The organism is Paenibacillus pedocola, assembly GCF_031599675.1.
GTDB classification, from domain to species: Bacteria; Bacillota; Bacilli; order Paenibacillales; family Paenibacillaceae; genus Paenibacillus_AQ; species Paenibacillus_AQ pedocola.
This window is the reverse complement of the sequence record NZ_CP134223.1, coordinates 3,511,171-3,536,439: the sequence shown is the minus strand read 5'-3', so window position 1 is coordinate 3,536,439 and position 25,269 is coordinate 3,511,171. Positions and strand designations below refer to the sequence as shown.

Annotated in this window: 23 protein-coding genes and 1 riboswitch; of the genes, 19 read left to right on the top strand and 4 right to left on the bottom strand. The window is 47.7% G+C overall.

Annotated features, from left to right (window positions below; translation table 11 throughout):
* Positions 1-20: 20 nt before the first annotated feature.
* Positions 21-1,352, bottom strand: a complete 1,332-nt coding sequence (locus tag QU597_RS15455) for an outer membrane protein assembly factor BamB family protein (protein ID WP_310828835.1) — start codon at positions 1,350-1,352, stop codon at positions 21-23.
* Positions 1,353-1,558: 206 nt separating this feature from the next.
* Positions 1,559-2,506 carry an alpha/beta hydrolase fold domain-containing protein gene (locus QU597_RS15450; protein ID WP_310828834.1) on the bottom strand — a complete coding sequence of 316 codons (948 nt, stop codon included), beginning with the start codon at positions 2,504-2,506 and terminating at the stop codon, positions 1,559-1,561.
* Positions 2,507-2,756: 250 nt separating this feature from the next.
* Between QU597_RS15450 and QU597_RS15445 the strand changes: the two genes are divergently transcribed.
* Complete coding sequence (locus tag QU597_RS15445) at positions 2,757-2,966, top strand: hypothetical protein (RefSeq protein WP_310828833.1); 210 nt, start codon at positions 2,757-2,759, stop codon at positions 2,964-2,966.
* A gap of 256 nt (positions 2,967-3,222) precedes the next feature.
* On the opposite strand, the gene QU597_RS15440 is transcribed toward QU597_RS15445, so the two are convergent.
* The gene (locus QU597_RS15440) at positions 3,223-4,536 is read right to left on the bottom strand and encodes an APC family permease (RefSeq protein ID WP_310828832.1); all 1,314 of its coding nucleotides are present in this window, start codon (positions 4,534-4,536) and stop codon (positions 3,223-3,225) included.
* 133 nt (positions 4,537-4,669) lie between these two features.
* On the opposite strand from QU597_RS15440, the gene QU597_RS15435 reads away from it, so the two are divergent.
* From QU597_RS15435 to QU597_RS15425, 3 genes are all read left to right on the top strand, one after another.
* Positions 4,670-5,581: a LysR family transcriptional regulator gene (locus tag QU597_RS15435; RefSeq protein WP_310828831.1), complete on the top strand. Its 912-nt coding sequence runs from the start codon at positions 4,670-4,672 to the stop codon at positions 5,579-5,581.
* A gap of 88 nt (positions 5,582-5,669) precedes the next feature.
* A complete protein-coding gene (locus tag QU597_RS15430; RefSeq protein WP_310828830.1) occupies positions 5,670-6,602 on the top strand; it encodes a tyrosine-type recombinase/integrase in 933 nt (310 codons plus the stop codon).
* A gap of 230 nt (positions 6,603-6,832) precedes the next feature.
* Positions 6,833-7,804, top strand: a complete 972-nt coding sequence (locus QU597_RS15425; protein ID WP_310828829.1) for a glycoside hydrolase family 113 — start codon at positions 6,833-6,835, stop codon at positions 7,802-7,804.
* A gap of 296 nt (positions 7,805-8,100) precedes the next feature.
* Here QU597_RS15425 and QU597_RS15420 read toward each other — a convergent pair whose 3' ends face one another.
* Positions 8,101-9,027, bottom strand: coding sequence for an L-lactate dehydrogenase (locus QU597_RS15420; protein WP_206100252.1), 927 nt, complete (start codon positions 9,025-9,027; stop codon positions 8,101-8,103).
* Positions 9,028-9,173: 146 nt separating this feature from the next.
* Here QU597_RS15420 and QU597_RS15415 point away from each other — a divergent pair, with 146 nt between their 5' ends.
* The 15 genes from QU597_RS15415 (at position 9,174) to QU597_RS15345 (ending at position 25,087) form a co-directional block, all read left to right on the top strand.
* Complete coding sequence (locus tag QU597_RS15415) at positions 9,174-9,800, top strand: LysE family translocator (protein ID WP_206100251.1); 627 nt, start codon at positions 9,174-9,176, stop codon at positions 9,798-9,800.
* Positions 9,801-9,841: 41 nt separating this feature from the next.
* On the top strand, positions 9,842-11,224 hold the full coding sequence (gene bcaP / locus QU597_RS15410) for a branched-chain amino acid transporter BcaP (RefSeq protein WP_310828828.1): 1,383 nt from the start codon (positions 9,842-9,844) through the stop codon (positions 11,222-11,224).
* 26 nt (positions 11,225-11,250) lie between these two features.
* The gene (locus QU597_RS15405) at positions 11,251-12,546 is read left to right on the top strand and encodes a WD40/YVTN/BNR-like repeat-containing protein (protein WP_310828827.1); all 1,296 of its coding nucleotides are present in this window, start codon (positions 11,251-11,253) and stop codon (positions 12,544-12,546) included.
* A 129-nt stretch (positions 12,547-12,675) separates the two neighbouring features.
* A complete protein-coding gene (locus QU597_RS15400; protein WP_310828826.1) occupies positions 12,676-13,302 on the top strand; it encodes a pyridoxamine 5'-phosphate oxidase family protein in 627 nt (208 codons plus the stop codon).
* A gap of 164 nt (positions 13,303-13,466) precedes the next feature.
* On the top strand, positions 13,467-13,643 hold the full coding sequence (locus tag QU597_RS15395; protein WP_167347614.1) for a hypothetical protein: 177 nt from the start codon (positions 13,467-13,469) through the stop codon (positions 13,641-13,643).
* Positions 13,644-13,870: 227 nt separating this feature from the next.
* Positions 13,871-14,263 (top strand): DUF2500 domain-containing protein, encoded by a 393-nt coding sequence (locus tag QU597_RS15390; RefSeq protein WP_310833332.1) that lies wholly within the window; start codon positions 13,871-13,873, stop codon positions 14,261-14,263.
* 147 nt (positions 14,264-14,410) lie between these two features.
* Positions 14,411-15,166 carry an SDR family NAD(P)-dependent oxidoreductase gene (locus QU597_RS15385; RefSeq protein ID WP_310828825.1) on the top strand — a complete coding sequence of 252 codons (756 nt, stop codon included), beginning with the start codon at positions 14,411-14,413 and terminating at the stop codon, positions 15,164-15,166.
* Between the two features lie 183 nt (positions 15,167-15,349).
* Entirely contained in the window at positions 15,350-15,772 is a 423-nt protein-coding gene (locus QU597_RS15380; RefSeq protein ID WP_310828824.1) for a cell wall hydrolase, read from the top strand.
* Between the two features lie 90 nt (positions 15,773-15,862).
* Positions 15,863-16,369 carry a spore coat protein GerQ gene (gene gerQ, locus QU597_RS15375; protein ID WP_370656193.1) on the top strand — a complete coding sequence of 169 codons (507 nt, stop codon included), beginning with the start codon at positions 15,863-15,865 and terminating at the stop codon, positions 16,367-16,369.
* Between the two features lie 415 nt (positions 16,370-16,784).
* Positions 16,785-18,101, top strand: a complete 1,317-nt coding sequence (locus QU597_RS15370; RefSeq protein WP_310828823.1) for a hemolysin family protein — start codon at positions 16,785-16,787, stop codon at positions 18,099-18,101.
* 229 nt (positions 18,102-18,330) lie between these two features.
* Entirely contained in the window at positions 18,331-20,247 is a 1,917-nt protein-coding gene (locus QU597_RS15365) for an ATP-binding protein (protein WP_310828822.1), read from the top strand.
* A 94-nt stretch (positions 20,248-20,341) separates the two neighbouring features.
* Positions 20,342-21,097 (top strand): DsbA family protein, encoded by a 756-nt coding sequence (locus tag QU597_RS15360; protein WP_310828821.1) that lies wholly within the window; start codon positions 20,342-20,344, stop codon positions 21,095-21,097.
* Positions 21,097-21,528 carry a disulfide oxidoreductase gene (locus QU597_RS15355; RefSeq protein ID WP_310833330.1) on the top strand — a complete coding sequence of 144 codons (432 nt, stop codon included), beginning with the start codon at positions 21,097-21,099 and terminating at the stop codon, positions 21,526-21,528. The genes QU597_RS15360 and QU597_RS15355 overlap by 1 nt, the downstream gene beginning before the upstream one ends.
* 227 nt (positions 21,529-21,755) lie before the next feature.
* Positions 21,756-21,913: riboswitch (cyclic di-AMP (ydaO/yuaA leader) on the top strand.
* Between the two features lie 124 nt (positions 21,914-22,037).
* Positions 22,038-23,855: a potassium transporter KimA gene (gene kimA / locus QU597_RS15350; RefSeq protein ID WP_310828820.1), complete on the top strand. Its 1,818-nt coding sequence runs from the start codon at positions 22,038-22,040 to the stop codon at positions 23,853-23,855.
* 212 nt (positions 23,856-24,067) lie between these two features.
* Positions 24,068-25,087, top strand: coding sequence for an iron-hydroxamate ABC transporter substrate-binding protein (locus QU597_RS15345; protein WP_310828819.1), 1,020 nt, complete (start codon positions 24,068-24,070; stop codon positions 25,085-25,087).
* The last annotated feature ends 182 nt before the right edge of the window (positions 25,088-25,269 follow it).

Genomic DNA, 25,269 nt, shown 5'->3' with positions numbered 1-25,269 from the left:
CCGAGGGAAGTCCTTTTCTTTTATTTCGGCAAAGAGACTGCGAACAGTTTACTTTCAAACCGAATCAGCGCTGTTCCGTTATCAATGGTTACATTGCCGAAATAAGTATAGGATAATCCGGTGTTAAACTGGCCGAGCGATGCTCCAGACTCCGCATCCATGACCGAGAACTTGCCGTCCTCATAGCTTGCAAATACATAATGATCTTTCTTTTCCACTTTGACAACCTTGCTGGAGGGGGAATTGAACGTTACAATACGGTCATCTGCAAGATTGACTCCAGTTAATTTGGTGCCTTGCTGGAAAAATGCCATTCCCTCCACAGGGCCGGCAACCCAGCTTCCGAATCCGTCATAGCTTTTGGAAGCAGCGGAGTCCCCCTGGCCGCGTGTAAAGCGGGTAAGCGAAATTTCAGACTGATCAGCATCTTCACTTGCCGCATAGATATAAGGATTTTGGATAAACGTGTAGAAGCTGCCTGTTCGTCTGACATCATCCAGCGGCTGATAGTTTTCCTCCCCTGTTATTTTTCCGGTTGCAGGGTCCAATTGTACCAGAGTAAGCAAATGGCCCTGTACAGGGGCCGTTACTGTCTTGTATTGCTCCACGGACCGCTTCTGCAGCACGAAATTTTCTGCATTTGCAGAGATGAGATTATATATCCCTTCGGTTCTCCATAACTTCTTACCTGTTGCCGGGTCCAAACCATAAAATTGCGAGCGGATATTATCGACTGTGCTGGATACGACTAGAACCCCTTTATATTCACCGTAGATGCTTCCAGCGTACATGGGAATATTCGGATTTTCCCACAGCTTCTTGCCTGAGACTGGATTGTAGGCGATAATGCCTCCGCGCTCATTGGCAAAAATTACTTTTCCGTTAATCAGACGGGCTTGCCCGCCGACTTCCATTGGGAGCCGGGCTACCTTAACCTTCCAGATCAGCTTGCCGGTAGTGGCGGAGATTTTCAGCAAATGATCACTGTTAGCGAAGACAAAGACTGAGTTGTTCGTTACAATTTGCGGATCGGCAGCATTTCTATAAGACCAGAGCAGTTTGCCTGTGCTGATATGTTTGGCGTATAGGATGTTGTTGGCTGAATAATAGATGACGCCGTTCGAGACGGGCTGTTTCCCGGCACTGAATCCGCCTCCGTCTGCTTTTGCCTGCCAGCGCACTTGAATGGCTGCAGGTTTTGAGGATGGGGAGGCCTTTGCAGCTGCGAAAAGGGCAGAGCGGGTATTCAGAGGATTGATAATTGATGATCTGGCATCTGTTATAGAAGCCATACTGTAAACAAGCAGGCCGGAGGCCAGAATTGCTGTAAGACCAAGTTTGGATTTTGACAAGCAGCTCAACTCCTTAGTTCTTCTCATATGAAGTAGACTTCCTGATTACAATAAAGTTTCTTGATTATGGAAAAACATTATAAAGTTAACATAATATTAAATATGTAAACAAGTAAGTCATTTTAGTTCATAGGCACACTAAAAAACCTGGTCAGCCTCGGAGAATTCCGGGCTGGCCAGGCTATTATAATCTGTAGTGACAGGATTTATTGCTTCAGCCAAGCGGTTGCCAGCAGCAACGCGCCTTTTTTGGCCTCTGTATCCGCCAGTGCATTCAGCATAACAAAATCATGGATGATACCCTGGAAACGCACAGCCGTTACGGCCACACCAGCTTCACGCAATTTATTGGCATAGGCTTCGCCCTCATCGCGGAGTACATCTGCTTCTCCGGTAATGATCAGGGCTTCCGGCAGACCGCTAAGCTGCTCGAGACTAGCACGGAGAGGGGAGGCAGTGATTTGTGCGCGTTCCTCGGGACTAGTAGTGTACTGATCCCAGAACCACTGCATGCCTGTCCGCTGGAGGAAATATCCCTCGGCGAACAAGTGATAGGATTCGGTATCAAATGAGGCATCCGTAACCGGATAGAAGAGCAGCTGCTTGGCGATCTTCGGCCCGCTGCGTTCTTTTGCCATCAGTGTAATGGCCGCTGTCATGTTACCGCCGACACTGTCACCGGCTACCGTCAATTTTCCGCTGTCCAGTCCGTACTCAGCGCCGTCCCGGGCAATCCATTCCAGCACGGCATAGATTTCTTCGATAGCAGTTGGATATTTGGCTTCCGGAGAGAGGCTGTATTCCGGGAATACTACAGCTGCTTCAGCACCGACAGCCAGTTCACGGATGAGCCGGTCATGGGTATGGCTGTTGCCGAATACCCAGCCTGCGCCATGGATATACAGAATTACAGGGAGAGCATCGCCAGATGTATTCTGCGGACGGAGAATTCGCACCCGCACCTCACCACCGGGACCACCAGTGACCGTAAGATCCTGAATGTCAGCCTCTGGCTTATAAATGTCGCCGGATTGTACGCTATTAACAGTCTCACGGCCTTTTTCCGGACCCAGATCGGGCAGAAAAGGGGGCTCCGCGTTGTCATTGGCAAATTTTAGGGCGGCAGGCTCTAGAATGATCTTTTTATCTGACATAGTAAGTGTATCTCTCCTTTTATCTGAATATAGGTAGACTCTCTCCAATCCATAACCATATTTATACTTTCTGAAACCATGGATTCTTTGATTTTAGGCATAACAGCCGGGCTGAGAATTTAGAGTGTCAGCAACATTTTTCCATATTTTGCGTTTATGTTGAGGTGAGGTGATTACTATGATAATCGGCCGGAAATTAGCAGCTGTGGCCGTACTATTCTTATTGTTGGCTGGCTGCAGCGGGCAACCTATGACCGAAACCATCGCAGAGAAAACGGAAATGCCTGAACTAAAGGATGAGCCAAAGGCGGAAATTACATACAGGGGACAGCCTCCGCTACCCAAAGTAATAGCCGGGGCTGCAGAAATTCCTGTAGTCCAAGACAGTTATTGCTGTGATTATCTGGGCTGCCGTGATTACTACTTGATTATCAGCCCCAGCCATCCAAGGTTAATGTAGCAGAGATGAAGGACGACAACTCGTACGAAGCCGTACTCTTATCAGAAGGCGGGTTTGCAGCTCCTAAAGAGAGTGGAGTATATTATTACACTTATTTTGCGACATGGACGACCGGAGACGGCAAGTACACACTTAATCAGACCTCAGCTGTTTTTGCCGTGGAAATTCGAGGATGGAAAAGAGAATAGGCCGCGTTATCCTTGAACGTTAAGGACGACGCGGCCTGTTTGTATGAGATAACCGGGTTTGTGTATTTTTAGATTACTTTGGACTTCTCCTGCTGGGTATTTACCTCAGACAGGTCAGCAATAGAAGCATGTTTATTTCTTAGTAAGACAATAATTATGAAAACCGCAGTGATGACCAGCGGATAGCCAATCGCCCAGCCGGTAAAAGGGAACACAGCCACCGTAGCCGCAAAAGAAATCCAGCTGATTATGACACCGGGACGGTGGCCTTTGAGCAGCCGGATGCCAGCAGCGCAGCCGCCGATATAGGTCAAAATGAAAGTGGCATTCGGAAACTGGATCAAGGTTGTAATGGACAATAGACCACTGCCATACAGGAATAATACGGCTGCAAAACAGGCCAGCAAAAAACCGATAGCCCCGGTAGGTGTTTGATACCGCTCCGATAAACGGCCCATCCATTTCGGGGCATAACCTTGACGGGACAACGCGAAAGCCACACGTGAAGCTGCACCGGTATAAGCAATAATCGTGGCTGTACAGATGAACAGCCCCGTTAGCCCCGCTATGAATCCGCCCCATGAACCCAGCGGCTGGCTGATGATCCAGACCAGCGAGGAGTCTGCTCCGCCCCGGAGGTAACTTTGGGTGCCGACGGTGGCCAGGGCCGACAGGAAGTAGAGGACTCCGACGATAATGGCGGCAATTGTGACGCCTTTAACCGCGGCACGCTGCGGGTCCTTAAATTCTTCAGACAGATGCGATACTGCTTCCCAGCCGATAAAGCACCAGAAAAGAATGGCTGCCGACTGCCCGATACTGGTCCAGCCGTGAGGCATAAAGGGTGTGAAATGTGCACTTTCCATCCGCGGAAGTGCTGCGGCGAAGGAGAAGACCAATACGGCAATAATGGCGATTACGACAGCGATCTGTACTTTGCCCGCTACCTGCATGCCGATCCAGTTCGTGATCAGTCCGATGGCCAGCATGCCTGCAGCAATCGCAATTCTTGCGCCGTCACCCCATCCAAGGGCTGCTGTCATATAACCGGCTCCAGTCAGAGCAGCTACCGGCCCGCCGATCGGAACGGACATCAGAAAGAACCAACCGACCAGGCTCCCGGCTTTCGGGCCGAAGGCCAAAGTGACGAAATACGACACCCCGCCTGCGTTCGGGAATTTGGCGGAGAGCAGTCCCATAGACAACGCCAGGGGCAGAATGAGCAGGGTCATGAACCCCCAGGCCAGCAAGGAAGCCGGGCCGGACATTTCCGCCGCCAGACCGGGTACAATCAGTACCCCCGATCCAAGGACGGCGCCGATGTAAAGGGCAATTGCCTGCGGCATCCCTATATTACGCTTCAGTGAATGATTTTCCTTCATATAATAGTCCCGCTTTCCTTGTATTTAAGTATAGAGTATCAGATAATGAATCCATTGGAAAAACGGAATTATTAAATACTATCCATTCAAAATACCGATAATAACATGAATCAGGGGAGGGTATGAACGTTCTATGGAATCACGGCATTTATTCACATTCCTGGTTGTAGTGGAAGCTGGCAGTTTCACGCGGGCCGCCCAGAAGCTGGACTATGCCCAGTCCAGTATTACAGCACAGATCCAGTCCCTGGAGGCTGAGCTCGGCCAGCCTTTATTTGACCGGATCGGCAAAAAAATCATGCTCACCGATGCCGGACGCCGCTTACTACCCTATGCGCAGGAAATCTCGCGGATGCATTCGCTGGCGCGCGATGCGCTGCGCTCAGAGACGGAGCTGTCCGGTGTCCTGCGCATTGGTGCGCCTGAATCGCTGGCGGCCTTCCGGCTGCCGGGAATTATTAAGGAATTCCGCGGCAGTCATCCGCAGGTTCAGATTACGCTGAAGCCCGGCGCTTGCTGGGAGCTGACCGATTTTGTCCGTACAGGTGAGCTTGACCTTGCTTTTCTGCTTCAGCCGGAGACGGAGTATAAGGATTTACAATGTGAAACGCTGATTCATGAGGCCATGACCATGATAGCGCCGCTGAATCACCCGCTAATAAATGCGGCGGAGGTTGAACCGACGGATCTAAAAAATGAAACCATTCTCCATACCGAGACGGGCTGCACCTACCGGACACTTTTTGAACGTCATTTGAACAGTCACGGCGTATTTCCCGATCCGAATCTGGAATTTTGGAGTATTGAAGCGATTAAGCAGTGTGTGATGTCGGGACTGGGGATCTCCTTCCTGCCGCTGATAACGGTGAGAAGTGAGCTGGCAGAGGGTAAGCTGGCCCGGCTGAATTGGAATGACGAAGCACAGCGTGTAGCCACTCAAATCGTCTATCATCACAAAAAATGGATTTCACCTGCACTTAATGAATTCTTAAATATAGTTCAGACACATGCTCTCAAGTGGCGGGAAGAGGCGGCCAACAGCTGAGATTCACGTAAGGTGAAATAGGATAGAGAATTGATTTTACAGGGATTGTGTCTATGGTACAATAGGATTTCGGAAATGGGGGATAGTGATGAATAATTCAGAATCAGACTATGAGGAAGAGCTGGAGGCTTTTCTGATCTGGATGAAGGATGCCGGTTATACAGCATATACACAGAAATCCTATCTGGCCGATGTACGCGAGTTCCTGGAGGGCCTAAACTCCAAGCCGCTTGAATCCGTCAAAAAACTTCATGTCGTTTCCTACCTGACTTCTGTACGTGAACGAGGGGTGAGTGATGCTACACGTAACCGCAAACATGCCTCGATTAACTGCCTGTTCAAAGCACTGATTGAGCTTGAGCTGCTTAGTGTCAATCCGGCGGCAGGCATCAAGAAGTCCAAAACTGAAAAGAACCGTGAACCTGTCTATTTGGATGAAGGCGACCTGCAGCGGTTTTTATCTGCTATAAACGGCAAATACCGCAGCCGCAATCTGGCTGTCTTTTTACTCATGTCCTATATGGGACTGCGGGTAGGGGAGGTTCATACGCTTAATCTGAGTGATTACAACGCGGAACGCCGCTTACTCCGTGTATTCGGGAAAGGGCGGAAATGGCGCAATGTTCCGGTTCCGGAGGATGTAGCCCCTTATCTGGAGCAGGCAATGAAAGAGCGGCTAACCCCGTGGCGCAGCAAAGAGGAAGCGATGTTCATTTCCCAAAAAGGCCGGAGGCTCTCCATCCGTGGTATCCAGGGGATCGCAGCCGATACATTTGGACGGTTCCAGAATGGTGTACCTGAGGCGCACCGCCGGCCCTATTCAAGTCACAAGCTGCGGCATTCCTTCGCTACTATGCTGCTGCGCAAAGGGGCGGATCTGCGTACGGTTCAGGAGCTGCTGGGTCATTCGTCTATTCAAACGACAACAGTGTATACACATATTACGAGCCGCGAGAAAGAAGAAGCGATGGCCAAACTGCAAATCAGCATGCCAATGATGGAAGACTCAGCATCAAAGTAACATAATCTAAGTTATGTTAACTTATCTCGGAACAGCCGACGGACTAAACAGTTCGCCGGCTTTTTTTGTCTTTACATTATTGCTGCATTAGCCTTTCTCATAATTCATAAATAAATAACTTGTTATTACATTGTTTTTGAATTATCCTAACAAAAGATAGGTATAAAAACTTTTATTATAAGCAGCGTTGAGAGAAGCAAGTTACGATCATTTAATAGGAGGACTGGACTGTGAAAGAACTGTTTTTTAAAGGAATGACCTATGGCTGGGAATCAACGCGAGGGGCGTTTAGACAGCCATATGCGGAGGATTCACTGCGTAAACTGGCAGAGACCGGAAGTGAATGGATTGCTTTATCCTTCTGGACATGGCAAGATACGGTGCATTCAACAAATATTTATTTTGATTACGGATATACGATGACTGACCGGGATATTGAGCATGCTGTGCGTCTGGCGAAGGAGCTGGGGCTGAAGGTATGCCTGAAGCCGGTAGTAAATTCAAGGGACGGCATCTGGAGAGCGCGGATCGGTTTTCCCGAGGAAGGGGACAGTTACTGGGAAGCCTGGTTTAAATCCTATACGAATTTCATCAAGCATTACGCAGAGCTGGCAGAGGAGCTTGAATGTGAGATGTTCTGTATCGGCTGTGAAATGGTGGCGACAGAGTCAAGGGAAACAGAGTGGCGACATTTAATAGGTGAGGTTAAAAGCTTATATACCGGTCCGATCGTATACAATGCGAATCACGGCAAAGAGGAGGGCATCGAATGGCTTGATGCTGTGGACTATATTGGAACAAGCGCCTATTATCCGGTAGCCTCCGTTCCGGGTGATTCCTATGAGAACATGCGCCTGGCCTGGGAGGAACAGAAGCCGCGGCTGAGGGCATTGGCTGAGCGGTTCGGCAAGCCGCTGGTCTTTATTGAAATCGGCTGCCGCAGCGCGGTTGGCTGCGCTACTATGCCATGGGACTTTACGCATAAAGAACTTCCCGCTTCCGAAGAGGAGCAGGCGAATTTTTACCGCTCGGCGCTTGAAACGTTCTGGGACGAACCCTGGTTTGCGGGATTCTTCTGGTGGGACTGGAGCACTCGCTTGTATAAGGCTGAGGAAGCCTCTTCCAATGTCGGTTTTGACATCTATGGTAAAGAAGCAGAGCAAGTTTTGCGGGAATATTACAAACGCCCTGTCATCAGATAATGCAGAAATGATCCGCAAGCTGGAGCAAATGCGCCAGTCTGCGGATCATTTTTCCTTCTCTCATTCAAGCGGAATGTTAATTGCAACCAAGATACTATTATCATTGTCAGGCAAAAATGTTTCATGTTATATTATCAAGATGACATGGTGAGTAAACTCCGTCCTTTAGCAGTGGTGGTATGCCATACACTCGAAGGACGGTTTCTTTTGTGTGCAGCTCCACAGAACAAAAGCTATCCCCTGGTCGTGTGAAGCGGCCAGAAGATAGCCCTGTGTTTATGCATAAACACTTTTGTTTAGAGTTCAAGCTTGGAGATTTCCGCCTTGAGTTTTTCTCCCGATTTCCGGAACAATGCCTGTTCTTCCTCACTGAGCGGCAAATCAAGGACTTCGCGTACTCCGGAGCGGTCAACCACACATGGAGCACCCAGGAACACATCCGAGACCCCGTTATAGTTGTTGAGAAGGGTGGAGACGTTGAGCACAGCGCCTTCATTGTCCAGGATAGAGACGACAATACGGTCAAGTGCCAGCGCAATTGCGTAAGAAGTAGAACCTTTGGCATCGATTATTTCGTAAGCGGCGTTTTTGGTGTCTTCGAAGATTTCCTGGCGTTCGGCTTCGTCGAAGCCGAGATCAATTCCGGCGACATTGGACAAGCTCCATACCGGAAGCTCGGAATCTCCATGTTCACCGATAATTTGACCGTGAATGCTGCGCGGATCGATTTCTTTATGCTTCCCGATCAGATAACGGAATCGTGCACTATCGAGCACTGTACCGGAGCCGATGACGCGTCTGCGGTCGAAGCCGCTGATTTTCAGGGTGGCGTAAGCCAGGATATCGACCGGGTTCGTTGCAATCAGCAGAATGGCGTGCTGGTTGTATTTCGTAATTTTTTGGATGATGTCTTTAAAGATCGAGATGTTTTTGCGCAGAAGATCGATTCGGGTCTCACCAGGCTTTTGGGATGCACCGGCGGTTACAATGATAATATCCGCTTCCCGGCAATCTTCGTAGGTACCTGCCCATAGCTTCACACCGCCGACAAAAGGCATGCCGTGGTTCATGTCCAGTGCTTCACCAAGTGCTTTCTGATGATTAACATCTATGAGTACCAATTCTTGCATGCGTCTGCGTAGAAGCAGGGTATAAGCAGTTGTCGTTCCTACTGCACCTGTGCCGATAACCACGACACGATTGGGCTTGAATGGGGGGGCCATTGTTACATCTCCTCCGAGTTTGAATTTTTTGTGTCCAATCTTAAACATCATAATCGCTAAGGATAGTGTTTTCAAGCATCCTGTTTTTAATCCATTACCCGAAAACGGGCATGCTAACTATAATATTTGGCAGAAGGGAGAGAATTATGTTTACGATATCCACCTTGTTTTTGTTTATTGGAGCCGCAGTGCTGCTGATTTTGATTCCTGGACCGGATCTTATTTTTGCTGTGACTCAGGGGATTACGAATGGACGCAGGGCGGGAGTTTATACAGCTGCCGGTCTGGCACTGGGAAACACGGTACATACACTGGCCGCTGCACTTGGGCTCTCGATCATTGTGACTACGTCACCGGTGCTTTTTACGGTTTTCAAGATTGCCGGGGCGGTTTATTTGTTCAATTTGGCTTTTAAATCCCTAAAGTACCGCAAAACGGCAATGGTACTGCAGGCAGGAGAGAAGAAAGACAAGCGTGTACTGCTGCGGAAAGGACTCTTGATGAATATCCTCAATCCGAAGGTAGCGATTTTCTTTCTCACCTTTCTGCCGCAATTTGTGAATTATGATCATGGCTTTGTACCGCTGCAAATGGTAGTGCTGGGACTGGTCTTCATTATTCTGACTTTTTTGATTTTTGGACTGCTTGCATATTTTGCAGGTGCATTCAGCAGTAAGTTTTTGGAGAAGCCTCGTATGCAAGAGGGCGCCAATCTTGCTGCCGGAGTTATTTTTGTAGGGCTGGGCATCAAATTGCTGACCACCTCACCCTAGTAAGGCACACACATCTACTATCGACAGGAGCGAAAAGAAGTATGGATTTATTCCGCAAAAAACCGCTGGTTGCACCTCTTAGTGATAATGCCGGCAACCTCAGCAAAACCTTGGGGGCACTTGATCTCACTACACTCGGTGTAGGAGCGATTATAGGCACCGGCATTTTTGTTATGACAGGAGTTGCAGCTGCACAGCATGCCGGGCCCGGACTGGTATTATCCTTTGTACTGGCCGGATTCGCCTGTGTGCTTTCAGCACTCTGTTATTCAGAGTTCGCCTCTACACTTCCGGTATCCGGGAGCGCTTATGCTTACAGCTATGTTTCTTTTGGCGAACTGCTGGCCTGGATCCTGGGCTGGGATCTGGTACTCGAATATGGAGTTGCGGCTGCGGCGGTTAGCAGCGGTTGGTCCGGGTATTTCCAGGGACTCCTGGATGGTTTCGGAGTACATTTGCCCACAGCGCTCTCCGGGGCTTATAATGCGGACAAAGGAACTTTTATTAATTTACCCGCTGTGATTATTATTTTGCTAATTTCTTATTTATTAACCCGCGGGGTCAAAGAAACAGCCCGGTTCAATGCTATTATGGTTGTCATTAAGTTATCTGTGGTGCTTCTGTTCATCTTTACCGGCGTGTTCTACGTGAAACCGGAAAACTGGACACCATTTCTTCCGTTTGGCTTCCAAGGGGTTGTGAATGGGGCAGCCACCGTATTTTTTGCCTATATCGGCTTTGATGCCCTGTCAACTGCAGCTGAGGAGGTCAAACGTCCGCAGCGGGATTTACCGATTGGTATTATTTCTTCGCTTGCGATCTGTACGGTTCTCTATATTACTGTTTCCCTGGTACTGACCGGTATTGTTCCCTACCAGAGCCTGAATGTAAGTGATCCGGTTTCCTTCGCATTGCGTTTCGTAAATCAGAATACGATTGCCGGATTAATCTCAATTGGCGCTATTGCCGGTATGACAACGGTTCTGCTCGTATTGCTGTTTGGCCAGACCCGGCTCTTGTTTGCCATCTCACGGGACGGGCTGCTGCCGGAGATTTTATCCAAGGTCAATGCGAAGACTCATACACCTGTACGCAGCACCTGGGTGGTCGGAGGGATTATCGCGGTATTGACCGGCTTTGTCCCACTCGACCGGCTGGCTAATCTGACCAGTATCGGTACACTCTTTGCGTTTCTGGTCGTATCACTCGGTGTTATTGTGCTGCGCCGGACTCACCCAGACCTTAAAAGAGGCTTTAGAGTACCATGGGTACCGTTCATCCCACTGCTAAGTGCAGCAGCCTGCGGGTATTTGATGTATAATTTGGGCAGAGAGACTTGGATCGGCTTTATCCTTTGGCTGATTATCGGCCTGCTGATTTATTGGCTGTACGGATACAAACACAGTAAATTGAATCGAAAATAATCAAGATACGAAAAGGGGAGAGAGTCTTGTCATCCGAAACAACAGGCTTCAAGCTTCTGAGAACAGCGATTGCTTTTCTCATGATCCTGCTGATCCTCTCGGCCTGCTCTTCATCCCCGGTGCCTGAGCCATCCCAGCCCCCACAGCCGACGGAAGCGCCGGAAGAGGGGCAGACGATAACCCTGATTACACCTGGTGATGCCAAGAACGTGACGAATGATAGTGCACCTAAATATCAAATTCAGACCCGGCTGACTGATTTCCGGCTGTTGAATCCATCGGTGGGTCTGGCCTGGGGCGTCACCAAAAATGAGCTGCGGATCTATATGACCAGGGATAACGGCGGGACATGGGCTAATATATCACCGTCTGCCAATGTGCAGTTCCTGTCCAATCCGGTTTACGGCGAAGAGATTTTTTTCACGGATCCGAGTAACGGCTGGATTATCCGCAGCGCATTTGGCATGACAGAGACAGTGGTGCTGCGTACAACAGATGGCGGCCGGAGCTGGAAAGTGTCTTCCTTTCCTGATTCTAATACCATATCATCTATTTATTTTAATTCCCCGCAGACCGGCTGGCTGATGACCTCCTGGGATGCGAATGCCACCAAGGAGAGCAAGGCTTTGTACGTTACAGCGGACGGCGGAGCAACCTGGAATATGGTAATGCAGAACGAGCAGTATAATCCGAATCTGCCTAACAATACTATTCCTATGGCAGGGGTTATCACTGGAATGATATTTAAGGATATGAACCGAGGATTTGTGACACTCCAGACGGGTGCGCTGCCCAAAATTTATATGACCAGTGATAGCGGGACAACCTGGAATCCGGGACCTGAAATTCTGGTAAATGAAGAATGGGAAGGCTGCGATAAGGTCATTACCGGAGAACCCGAGTTTTTCGGTGATGATAACACCTCCGGCTGGCTGCCGGTAGCCTGTCAAATTGATAAAAAAAACAGCGTTACCTATAATGGTTATTTTACAGCGAATGGTGGAGAGAACTGGAAATTTGTGAATTTTGCACTCAGCAGCCAGACTGGAATCAACCGCCATCTGCCACCTGTTTTTTTAAATGCCGAGGTCGGCTGGATCCTGAATGGAAATCTGATGTACAAAACGGTAAATCAGGGCCATACTTGGACATCACTGCCTGCCAGCAGTGTACTGCAATCCAAGCTGCTGGAATATCCGGAGATTGTGAAGCTCCAGTTCATCTCAGACGATGTAGGCTGGCTTCTAATCCAAAAAGAAGTAGACCGCAGATCGATTCTGCTCCAGACAACAAATGGAGGAGTCAGCTGGCGGGTGATGTAGTGTTGCGGATAGAAAAGAGGGCTGCCCATGCAGCCTTCTTTTTTTGAAGCATTCAAACGTTCACGTTCTATGTGATATAATGGGCAGAAAGATTCTGTATCATAAATTCCTACATACGGAGTGAAGACGGTGCCTGACTTTGAGACTATCCAAACGGAAGAAGAATTGCGCACTATCCTCGGATACCCTGGCGAACTCGTAAAAAACAAAGTGATTCATATCCTCGATGGGCATTGCCGGCAGTTTATCTCCCAGTCGCCGCTGCTTATGATAGCTACTTCTGATCAAGAGGGACGTTGTGATGTATCTCCCCGGGGTGACGCCCCAGGATTTGTACTTGTTCTGGATGACAGACATTTGGTCATTCCTGAACGGCCGGGCAACCGGAGAATGGATTCCCTGCGAAATCTGCTATCTAATCCTAGAGCTGGTCTGATCTTTATGATACCGGGCTTGGAAGAGACTCTGCGGGTGAACGGCCGTGCGTATATCGTCAAGGACGAGAATCTGCTGCAGCAAATGGAATCCCATGGCCGCAATCCGCTTGTCGGGATTGTGATAGAAGTAGAGGAGTGCTATAGTCATTGCGCCAAGGCATTTAAGCGTTCCAGCCTCTGGAATCCTGAATCATGGATGTCTAAAGAGAAGCTGCCGAATATTGCTCAGATGATAGCTGATCATGTGAAGCTGCCTGGTATAAGTGCAGACAAGGTAGCGGAGTCGCTGAACGAAAGCTATACTAAAAGGTTATATTAAACCTAGCTTACCTAAAGATGATTAAGCAAAAAAAACGTATTTAAAATTTTCCTTAAAAATGTGAAAAAAATCACATGACAAACGGCGAATCCTGTGATATATTTAACACATAGAAAGCAAGTTCATTTTTTCACAAACTTTAATCCCGAAGAGGAGCGATTACAATGACAACTTTTGAAACGGATTATACGACTAGAAACCTGCTGCAATTGTGCTATAACTGCGATGATGCCCACCTGTGTGAAACCGAAGAACAATGCAGAGCCTGCTGGGCTGAGAACGGTATGCTTCCAGTTGAAGAGAACGAAACCAAACAACTCCTTGACCTTGTACATGCTTAATATGTTAGATCAAATAGAAGATAGTAAAGACCACATATGTTCTCGAAACTGAGGACAGCGTGGTCTTTTTGTTTATGTTTTATAGAATAGCAGCTGCCGTATCCCTGATTTTCTTATTTATGATGCTGTATTTGCGGTTAAGGGCATATACATGTACAGAAGCACCCTGAAGAGACTCAGGGAGCAGCCGCAAGTATTTGGGGATTAAGGGGGAATAAGTCATGGGAATGGGCTCGGATCCTTCTTGGATGTTTGATCTTACCGGGACGGTGATACCGATTTTCCTCGTCGTGATGATTGGTATAGTCGCTGTATCAGTGGGCAGGGGATTGTTTCAATGGAGCCGCAACAACAGTTCACCCTTGCTAACCATCCCCGCCCGCATCGTCAGCAAACGGAGTGAAGTCCGCCAGCAGCAGGTTCAGGATGAGAGCCAGACCAGCCGGACCAGCACGACCTACTTTTTAACCTATGAAGCTCAAGATGGTGCGCGGATGGAATTCAAGGTGGACGGGAATGAATTTGGAATGAGTGCAGAAGGGGATAGAGGATTACTGACATACCAGGGGACAAGATACCATGGTTTTCAGCGGCATCCTCATTACTCTACTGCGGAATAGATCTTGTCTTCAAATAGAGCTGCTGAGCTTCTAGCGTCCTGTTTACTATATAATGCATTTTGCTGTACAATCCCCTTGTTTCCGCTTTTGGAACAAGGGGATATTTATATTATGCTAAGCTAACTTTTTGAAGGGAGAATCATACTCGTGAAATATGCAGATAAAACAGTTATTGTTACCGGTGCCGGACATGGTATTGGCAGAGCAATTGCCCGAGCTTATGCTGCTGAAGGTGCAAATGTTGTTATTGCAGAGCTGGATGCGGCTCTTGGGCAGGAATCTGCGGAGGAGATCACGGGAAGAGGCGGGTCTGCTGAATTCGTAGCTTGTGATGTAAGTATAGAAGGACAGATTATTGCCTTAGTCGCACACACTGCCCGCAAATACGGTACCATCGATATCCTGATTAATAATGCAGGGATTGCCAATGCGCACACCAAGACGCTGTACGAGCTCTCGGCGGACGAATGGGACAAGGTGCTTAACACCAATGCCCGGAGTGTTTTTCTGGCCACCCGTGAGGCAGCTAAAATCATGCGGAAGAATGCGGCAGGAGGCGCTGTGGTGAATCTGTCTTCCACCCGTTCGTTAATGTCTGAGCCAAATACGGAAGCTTATGCGGCCTCCAAGGGAGCAATTTCAGCCTTAACGCATGCCATGGCGGTCACTTTAGGGGAGGACGGAATCACGGTGAACTGTATCAGTCCCGGCTGGATAGAGACCGGTGATTATGCGCAGCTGCGTGAAATAGACCATAAACAGCATCCTTCCGGACGGGTAGGGAAGCCGGAGGATATTGCAAGGGCCTGTCTTTATTTAACGGCGCCTGAGAATAATTTTATTACCGGCGCACAGCTAGTGATTGATGGAGGTATGACCCGTAAAATGATTTATGAACCCTAAATCAATCTAATAAAAGGTACCGGGAGAAATTGGGCACTGACTGTCACCTCTTAGGCGAATGCACATACAATACAGCGAGCAGTTAAGAAAAGTGGATGCTTGTGAAGCAGGTTAACCGACAATCCGGTTCATGCGGTCCGGATCACGGATACCTTAACGGAGCAAGTACAAGGAGGAGAAAGCGTGGCCGTCATCAAAGCGAACTCAGGAGATGTGAAGGTGCTCGCGCGGCTTATGAGGGCTGAGGCCGAAGAGGATGGGGAATCGGGCATGCTGATGGTTGGCAATGTAGGTGTGAACCGGATTCTAGGCAATTGTCTGGACTTCAAAAACATTCGCAATGTGAATGATATGGTGTACCAGAGTCCGGGCGGCTTCGAAGCCCCGCAGAAGGGATATTTCTATCAGCGGGCGCGGGACAGGGACATCCGCTTGGCCCAAAGAGCTATAGGAGGTGAAAGAACCTGGCCGGCTTCCAATGCCTTATGGTTCTTCCGTCCTGTGGGAGCTTGTCCTGCCGAGTGGTATAACCAGAAGAATACCGGACGCTACAAAGCCCACTGCTTCTTTACCCCGACTGCTGGAGATTGCCCGGCTGTATACTAGGCAACGCAGCCCGCAGGAGACAGACGGACTGATGGGAAGTATTCCAGAGTCTGTCTCCCTGGCTAACAACTATTAGGAGGTTTTATACAAATGATAGGTCAACCTTACCGCCCCGTTACTTATATGATGGGCAGCAATGCTTCCGGTGGCATGATGCCAGCCGGGTCGATGGGAACTATGGGATCAATGGGAACTATGGGATCTGGGGGAACTATGGGATCTGGGGGAACTATGGGTACAATGGGAACTGTGCCGCCTCAAGTTACAAGCGGAAGTCCGATGACTCCGACTGGAACGGTGATGCCGACAACCGCCCCGGTCTTCGAACAATCCTATATCGAGAATATTTTCCGTCTTAACTTGGGTAAGATCGGTACTTTCTATTACACATATGAGAACAACAAAGAGTGGAATGCGAAGATATACAAAGGCGTTCTTGAAGCTGCCGGCCGTGATCACATCATAATCAGCGATCCGGCTACCGGTCAGCGGACCGTACTTCTGATGGTCAATTTCGATTACGCAACTTTTGATGAACCGCTCGTTTACCAATATCCAGGGGTCATAGGCAATCCGCCAACCCGCAACTGGCGTTAATTCACTTCTGCTAACTATCCATAGAAAACAATCCAAAGAAACAGCAGCCCCCCTTCAAAGCGGTCTGCTGTTTCTTTGATGCTGGAGTACAAAAGTTGACGGCGCGGGCTCTGAGGATTTAACATATATATTAAAAGTTTTACGCAGATATCTTCATTTTATACGTTTTGGGGAATGGATGTCCCAGAGAAAGACAACTAGATCATATTTTACAATGGTTTAGACCTGTTTTTGTACTGCGAGTAATAATATAATATTGTATATATTTATAAATCCGTGATTTCAGTCAGGAGATGAAGGCATTGGGAAATTGATTCTGAAAGGAACAGCTGACGTTATGCAGGCTGACATTTTGAACAAACGAAGGAGGTGGGCCTATCCGCCCGAATGAGGAGACGGTGGATAGGAGTATAAATTGAGCGACCCTTTACCCGGTATATTACATGTAGGTCTTATTATTTTGCTTGTGCTGTTTAACGGCTTTTTTGTTTCGGTAGAGTATGCAATGGTCAAGGTACGCAGTGGCCGCATTGAATCGCTGATTGAGGAAGGCAGCAAAAGAGCGCTCGCAGCAAGAAATATTGTACACAATCTGGATGCTTATCTGTCCGCCTGCCAGCTGGGCATTACGCTTGCCTCGCTTGCTCTGGGGTGGCTTGGAGAACCTGCAGTAGCCACGATTGTGGGGCCGCTTGTAACAAGCTTAGGCTTTGGCGATGCTGCCGTTTATGTGATTTCACTGATTATTGCCTTTATGTTTATCACGGTTCTGCATATTGTCCTTGGAGAGCTTGCTCCCAAGACCATTGCTGTGAACAAAGCGGAAGCAGTACTTCTGCTAACCTCGGGAGCCATGAATGTGTTCTACCGGATCATGTATCCGTTTATCTGGATCGTCAATGGTTTGGCCCGGGGACTGCTTCGCATTTTCCGCTTGTCACCGGCTTCGGAGCTGGCGACAGCTCACACCGAGGAAGAGATCCGTATTATCATGCAGGAGAGCAATAAGAGCGGGCTGATCGACAATACCGAAATGACACTGGTAGACAATATTTTTGAATTTGCTGATACTATGGCGCGGGAGATCATGATTCCCCGGACTGAAATGATCTGTTTGAACAGCCATCTCTCTACAGAGGAGAACCTGGAAATCGCCTTCGATGGAATGAGAACCCGTTATCCGGTCTGCGACGGCGATAAAGATCACATTCTCGGATTCATTCATATTAAGGATATGATCCGTGAGCAGGCTCCGAAGTACAATGAATTGATTCGTCCTATTCTTACGGTTCCGGAGTCGATCCAGATTAGTGCGCTTCTAAAGGTAATGCAGCGTGCCAAGACTCAAATTGCTATTCTGATTGATGAGTATGGCGGGACTTCGGGCATGGTTACCTTGGAAGACATTATGGAAGAGATTGTCGGAGAGATTCAGGATGAGTTCGATGAGGAACGTCCCGGCGTTGAGAAGCTGGGGGAGGATGAATACTCTATTGATGGTCTTATGCTGATTGAAGAAATTAATGACCTGCTGGGACTTCATATGGAGACAGACGACTATGATACAATCGGCGGCTGGTTTTATTCCAAGCTGGAGGTTAATCCGCCGCAAAAAGGTCAGACCTTCGAATTTGACGGCCATCTGTTTGTGGTGGATGAGACAGATAACAAACGGATTTCCCGGATAAAACTGCTGAAGATGCAGTTTTTGACGGAGGAAGCCGGAGCATAAATTTAAATCTACATGAGGCATGGTGCGGAGTAATTGCGCTGTGCCTTTTGCAATAAATAACGACCTTGCGGAACGGATACTGCCTCCATGGGAGAGTATTCCGTTTCTTTTTTTTGATAAAATTGACCATGAAATGACCATATTTGGCCGATTCGTGCCGTTTCTTGCCGGGTAAAGGTAGTGTAAATAGTATACTTATACATTACTGATGAAGAAAGGGGAGGGGCGAATGCTGCATCATCAGGATCATTACAGTGAGCTGCTGGTCCTCTTTTCCGTTGTAATAGCATTACTTACCTGTTTTGCAACCCTTGATCTGACAGAACGGCTGGTTCGCGGTAAGCGAGGGTATCGCTTTATTCTTGTAATATCCTGCATCCTGGGCACTGGGATGTGGAGTATGCATTATATCGGCATGCGGGCGATGAAACTGGAGGTCACTGTATCGTATGATCTTCCGTTGCTGCTGCTGTCCCTGGTTGTGTCCATAGCCGCGTCTTACGCGCTTCTTCTGCTCCTTAGTAGTCCTTACACACGCAGCAAGGGTTATTTGGCGTTCGGCGGTATATTGTTCAGCAGCGGTATTCTCATCATGCATTTTAGCGGAATTATGTCTATGAAGTTTGCCGGTGATTATGAGCAGAGTCAGTTTTCTGTCCTTCTGTCCATTGTATTCTCTTTAGCTGTTCCAGTTATTACTGCTTCTTATAAACCCAAATGGATAGAAAATGACTATAACATGTTCACGGCGAAAAAAATATTGCTTGTATCCGTACTGACCGCTTCCTTAACAGGAACACATTATGCAGCGATGTCAGGTGCGTCCTTTCCGGCAGACGAGACACTCATTTATTCAAGTACAGCTCCCTTACTGGCGGATTCGTTCCTCGGTATGATCCTTGCCGGTTCGTTTATATTAATCGTATTAATCGTACTGATTCTTCTTTATAAAGACCGTAAACGGGTCCTCTTCTCGGCAAAATTCAATGAACAGCGGTATACGGCATTGTTTGAATCCAGCCCGGATATGGTGCTCTGTATCGATCCGTTCCGTAAAAAAGTCATTAGCGCCAATCCTTCATTGCGGCAAACGACCGGCTATGAAAAGGAAGAGCTGGGTGATTACAAAAAAATCCTGTGCACTGCAGAGGATGAGGCCTTACTTAAGGCAGCGGTTAAGCAGGCGGTGGAAGGACACTCTGCCAAGCTGGAACTTGCAGTGAAAATAAAAAGCGGCGGAAGTCTGATCTGCAGTACCACTGTCTTTCCGCTCATCAATGACAAGCAGCGGCTCGTATATATCGTTGCTGAGGATGTAACCGCAATTGTTAAGTTTCAACAGGAGCTGATTATTGCCAAGGAAGCGGCGGAAAGCGCAGACCGGATGAAAAGTGAATTTCTGGCCATAATGAGCCATGAAATCAGAACACCGCTGAACGGGATTATTGGAATTAATCAACTTTTGGCAGAGGATATTGAGAATCCGGATCAGCAGGAAATGCTGCGGCTGCAATATAGAAGCAGTCAGGCGCTGCTTAATGTTATAAGTGATGTTCTGGATATTTCCCGTCTGGAATCAGATGGAATGCAGCTGCGTAGTGAAACCTTTCAACTGCCTGTATTGCTGGAGGAATGTATTGATTTGTTTGAGGCAACCGCCAGAGAAAAGAATCTGCAGCTCCATTTGCAGGTATCGCAGGATATTCCAGAATATTTGGTCGGAGACAGCTTAAGGATCCGTCAAATTATGGTGAATCTAATCGGTAATGCCGTGAAATTCACTCCGTTTGGTGATATACATGTAACAGTAGAATCCTCTGGTGGGCAAGAGAATGGCCAGGGCTTAACATTCCGGATAAAAGATACAGGAATCGGAATTCCTCCGGAAAAACTGGAGCTGCTGTTTCAGCCGTTCACCCAGCTGGATGCCTCCCATAGCAGGCAGTATCAAGGTACAGGGCTGGGCCTCGCAATTTGCAAGAAGCTGATAGAGCTAATGAATGGACGAATCTGGGCAGAATCGGAGGTTGATAAAGGTACAGAGTTTATTTTGAATATTAGGCTGCCGTCCGCGGAGACAGAGCCCCGGCAAGTGCAGGATAAGAGTGAACAGAAGGGGAGGCAAATGAAACCGGAGGCCGTGTAAGCTCTGGTTTGCCAAAGTGAGAAGTTTAATTATATAATTTTAAATTATATGATTCATATCTTATGGGTCCTAATGGACAGAAAGGAACTCTCATTTGAGCCAAAACAAACGGAAAACCGCCGCGATTCCCCAAATGAGCAAACAGGAGAAACGTAAGGCAGAGCTGGAACAGCAGAAGCAGAAAACGAGAATCCTGATTGTCAGCACAATAGCTTTAGTAGTCATTATCTTTGTAGGGTTATACTTGCTGGCAGCAAAGGACAATTCCAATGAGGTTTCTTCCGCCGAGCCGTTAAGTTTTAACTACAGTGAACTTCCAAGACTCGGAAAAGAGGATGCACCGGTCAAAATCGTCGAATTCGGTGATTTTAAATGCCCGGCCTGCGCTCAATTCACCGGTGTCATTAAGCCGCAGATTGTCCAGGAGTATGTGAATCAGGATAAAGCAGCCTTTTATTTTGTAAACATGGCTTTTATCGGACCGGATTCGACTACAGCCTCGCTTGCCGCATTGTCTGTCTATCATCAGAACAGTGATGCATTCTGGACCTATTATGACGCTCTATATGCCAATCAGGGCGACGAGAACAAGGAATGGGCGACCACAGACTATTTAGTGGATCTGGCCCGAAAGGAAAACCTGCCGGTTGACTTTGATCTGCTGCGCAAAGATATTGAAGACAAGACCTATATGGATGAACTACAGACCGATATTGACCTTGCTAAAAACGCAGGAGTTAGTTCAACACCAACCGTATTTGTTAACGGAGTGATGGTTAAAGAACCGTTTAATATTGAAGCCATCGACGCCCAGATCAAAGTCGCTTCTGATGCGGTGGATGCCGAGTGATGAAATTCTCTACCTTTTGCCGCCGCCACTGTCTGTATTTGGCCTGGTTTGTGTCCATCATTGCCGTTGCCGGCAGCTTGTACTTAAGTGAAGTCCTCAAATATGAACCCTGTAAGCTGTGCTGGTTCCAGCGTATCTTTATGTATCCGCAGCTGTTTCTGCTTGGAATTGCCACGTACCGGGGGGATAAGCGCATCATTCCCTACGTATTGCCTTTAAGTATTATTGGCGGGAGCATCTCATTGTATCACTATTCCGAGCAGAAGATTCCTGCGCTGAGCAAAGTGCTTCCTTGCACCATCGGCGTTCCTTGTAATCAGGATTATATTAACTTATTGGGGTTCATTACAATTCCTTTAATGGCTCTGACAGCGTTTGTGCTGATCACAATATTGCTGTGGACCGGACGCAAGACTGATCAGATGGAATAGGCAGCGGGTAGACTGAATTCAAGCCTAAATTATTCCTGATTTTTTTGTCACATTTTACATCCAAAACACTCTAAAACCAAGGTAATGAGGGATAATGCAAGAGAATGAAAGATCGACTTATCCCCGATCTTGGATTTGCGTGTTTTGGATGTTTTTTCATTCTTTTTTCATTTGATTCAAAGCTTTACTGTAAATGCATTGTAGACTATCATTAGACCTTGTGAGAAGTTGAATATGCGCTGAATTTTCCGAAGGGAAAACGGGGGAACCAAACTTGGCCGTAAGGCCATTGGGGTGAATCGGAAGCAGTCACAATGACTGCAACTGTAGGGCTACCACAGCCCGAATCCGCCAGCTAACCTCGTAAGCAAGGGTGGGATAATGACCATGCCTAGGCATGCGGATCATTTCCGTATGCTTATTTTTGTGCCTGCATTTATGAAATCCGCCTATGAAAACAGCGCACGGTACTACCGTTTCAACTCACAAAGAGAGGAACTGTTACTACAATGGTAAGCAAGGTAAAACGACTATTGATCGGGCGTCCGATGAAGTCGAACGAACTCGATCATGAAAAGTTATCCAAGGTGAAAGCACTGGCTGTCCTGTCTTCTGATGCGCTCTCGTCTGTAGCCTACGGAACGGAACAAATCCTGATTGTACTGGTGGCCGCAGGTTTCACTGCCATCTGGTACTCACTGCCAATTGCATTAGCCGTTCTGGGCTTGCTGGCCATACTTATTTTGTCCTATCGCCAGACGATCTTCGCTTATCCGCAAGGGGGCGGGGCATACATCGTGGCCAAGAGCAATCTCGGTGTTCCTACCGGCCTGTTAGCCGGAGGCTCTTTATTGGTAGATTATATTCTTACTGTTGCGGTTAGTGCCTCAGCCGGTACAGACGCGATTACATCCGCTTTTCCAGGTTTGCATGATCATTCTGTACTGATTGCGGTATCCGTTATTTTACTGTTAACAATTGTCAATCTGCGCGGTGTTACGGAATCGGCTTCTTTTATAGCAATCCCGGTATATTTGTTCGTAGTATCTATCTTTGTCCTGATTGTTGCCGGAGTATTCAAATACATGACCGGCGGCGCTCATGCCAATGTGCCTGAAATCGGGTCTGCTGTATCAAACGTCAGCCTGTTCCTCTTGCTTAAGGCGTTCAGCTCCGGCTGTTCAGCCTTGACCGGGGTAGAAGCGGTATCGAATGCTATCCCGAACTTCAAGGCGCCGGCCGAAAAAAATGCAGCCAAAACCTTGATGATGATGGGGCTTATCCTTGGTATTATGTTTACAGGAATCACCCTGCTGGCCTACTGGTACGGAGTAATGCCTGATGAAAAAGCAACCGTTGTTTCGCAAATTGCTGAATCCACTTTCGGCCGCGGCGGTTTGTACTTCTTCATTCAAGGGATCACGGCAGTGATTTTGTTCCTGGCAGCAAATACGGCATACTCGGCATTCCCGCTGCTTGCCTTTATGTTCGCCAAAGACAAATATCTGCCCCATGCCTTTATGGTCCGCGGAGACCGGCTGGGCTTCTCTAATGGTATTATTTTTCTCGGTGTGCTATCAGCATTGCTGGTTGCTGCATTCCACGGAAATACAGAAAGCCTGATTCCGCTCTATGCGGTAGGGGTATTTATCCCATTCACTTTATCCCAGCTTGGAATGATGGTGCATTGGTATAAAGACAAACCAAAAGGCTGGCAAAACAAATTTGCCGTCAATACAGTGGGTATGCTCACTACACTTACGATTACACTGATTTTCATTATTACGAAATTCTCAAGTGTCTGGATGGCTTTCATCTTTCTGCCGGTTGTTATGATCGTATTCCACCGCATTCACGGCCATTATCAGAATACGGCAGATCAGCTGCGCATTTGTCCATCTACAGATAAACCGTGTATCAAGGGAAGTACCGTAGTGGTTCCAGTCGCTGGTGTTACACGTGCCGTGCTGCATTCGATCAGCTATGCGAAGTCTTTGACCGAAAATGTGGTCGCTGTGTATGTTGGTTTTGATGAAGAAGAGATTCACAAGATGGAGCAAAAGTGGGAGGAATGGAATCCGGGCGTACGCCTGATTGTCCTTCGTTCCCGTTACCGCAGCATCATCCGTCCGTTAGTGAAGTTTATTGATACGGTAGAGTGGAAGACAGCCTCGACGGACCATATTACAATACTGATTCCACAATTTATCACTAAGCATTGGTGGCAGGCGATTCTCCATAACCAGACCAGCTTGTTCATCCGCTCGTATTTAATGAATCAAAAAGATATTGTTGTAGCGACAGTACCTTATCATTTGCACAAATAGACAGGTATATTCCAGCAGACGGCTGTTTCCGTATTTCACGGAGGCAGCCGTTTTTTTATGGATTTTAACCGGATCTGAATCTCAGTATACAGATAGGGAAATAAATATTATATTGACATAGATAATGAGAATCAATATCATTTAAAGAGTTAAGGCGAAGGCACTTCAAAAACCTTTGACCAAAAAGGATAAATATACAGGAGGGGTATTACATGTTTTTGTTTGATCAAAAGAAATCCGGGAGTAGGAAGCTGGTCTTGGCCGGCCTCTTGACAATGACTGTATTCTTGTCCGCTTGCGGCAATAACAACAATGGCAATGCGGCAAATTCTAGTGCTGCACCTGCGGCAACCGCTGAGGCTACAACTGCACCAACAGAAACCGCTGCTCCGGCTGCGGAGAAGACTGTGACTGATGCCATGGGGCATAAAGTAACTGTTCCTGCAAATCCACAGCGTGTGCTTGGTTCTTATCTGGAAGACTATCTGGTAACACTCGGGGTAACTCCAGTTGCCCAATGGTCCGTGTCAAACGGGATTCAGGACTACTTGTCCGACGCGCTTAAAGATGTGCCTACGATCAGCTACGATCTTCCGCTGGAGGCTGTAACCAGCTTCGCACCGGACTTCCATATCGTCCAGTCTGAAGGCAGTGTGCAGAACGGTCTGTATGATCAGCTGAACAAAATCGCGCCTACCTATGTACTGGGCGATGAGATCAGCAAGGACTGGCGCAAAACGCTGCTTACAATCGGTGAACTGCTGAATAAGACTCCTGAGGCTGAACAAGCGATTGCTGAATACGACCAAAAGGCTGCAGACGCTAAGGAAAAAATTACAGCATCATCCGGTGACAAATCCGTTGCCATTTTGTGGCTGGTGCAAAAGAGCTTCTTTATTGTGGATGAAACACGCAGCAGTGGCTCTGTATTATACGGCGACCTTGGCTTGAAGCTTCCTAACCTTGTAACAGAGATTCCGGCTGACTCCAGAGCGACCTGGAATCCTATATCACTTGAGAAACTGGCTGAACTGACTGCTGATCATATTTTCCTTGTGAACAGCGATAAAACAGATGCATCAGAAATTCTGAACGGACCCATCTGGAAGGGGATTCCTGCTGTTAAGGCAGGAAATGTTACAGAACTCAGTGCATCCAGCAGCTGGCTCTACAGCGGTGCTTATGCTAACTCCAAAACGATTGATGATGTGCTTAGCGCGCTTGTAAAATAAGGGAGCTGAAAATTTCTTTAGCGGCCCGAGAAATGTGCAGGTTTTTATACCTTCGGGTATAAGGCCTGCATCTTTTTTAAGTGTTTTGTGAAAAACAGAACAAATTTTTCATGAGATACCTGGAGTCTTGTACATGTTTCTTTTATTTGCGATAATGAGAATGATATACAGTATCAATCAAG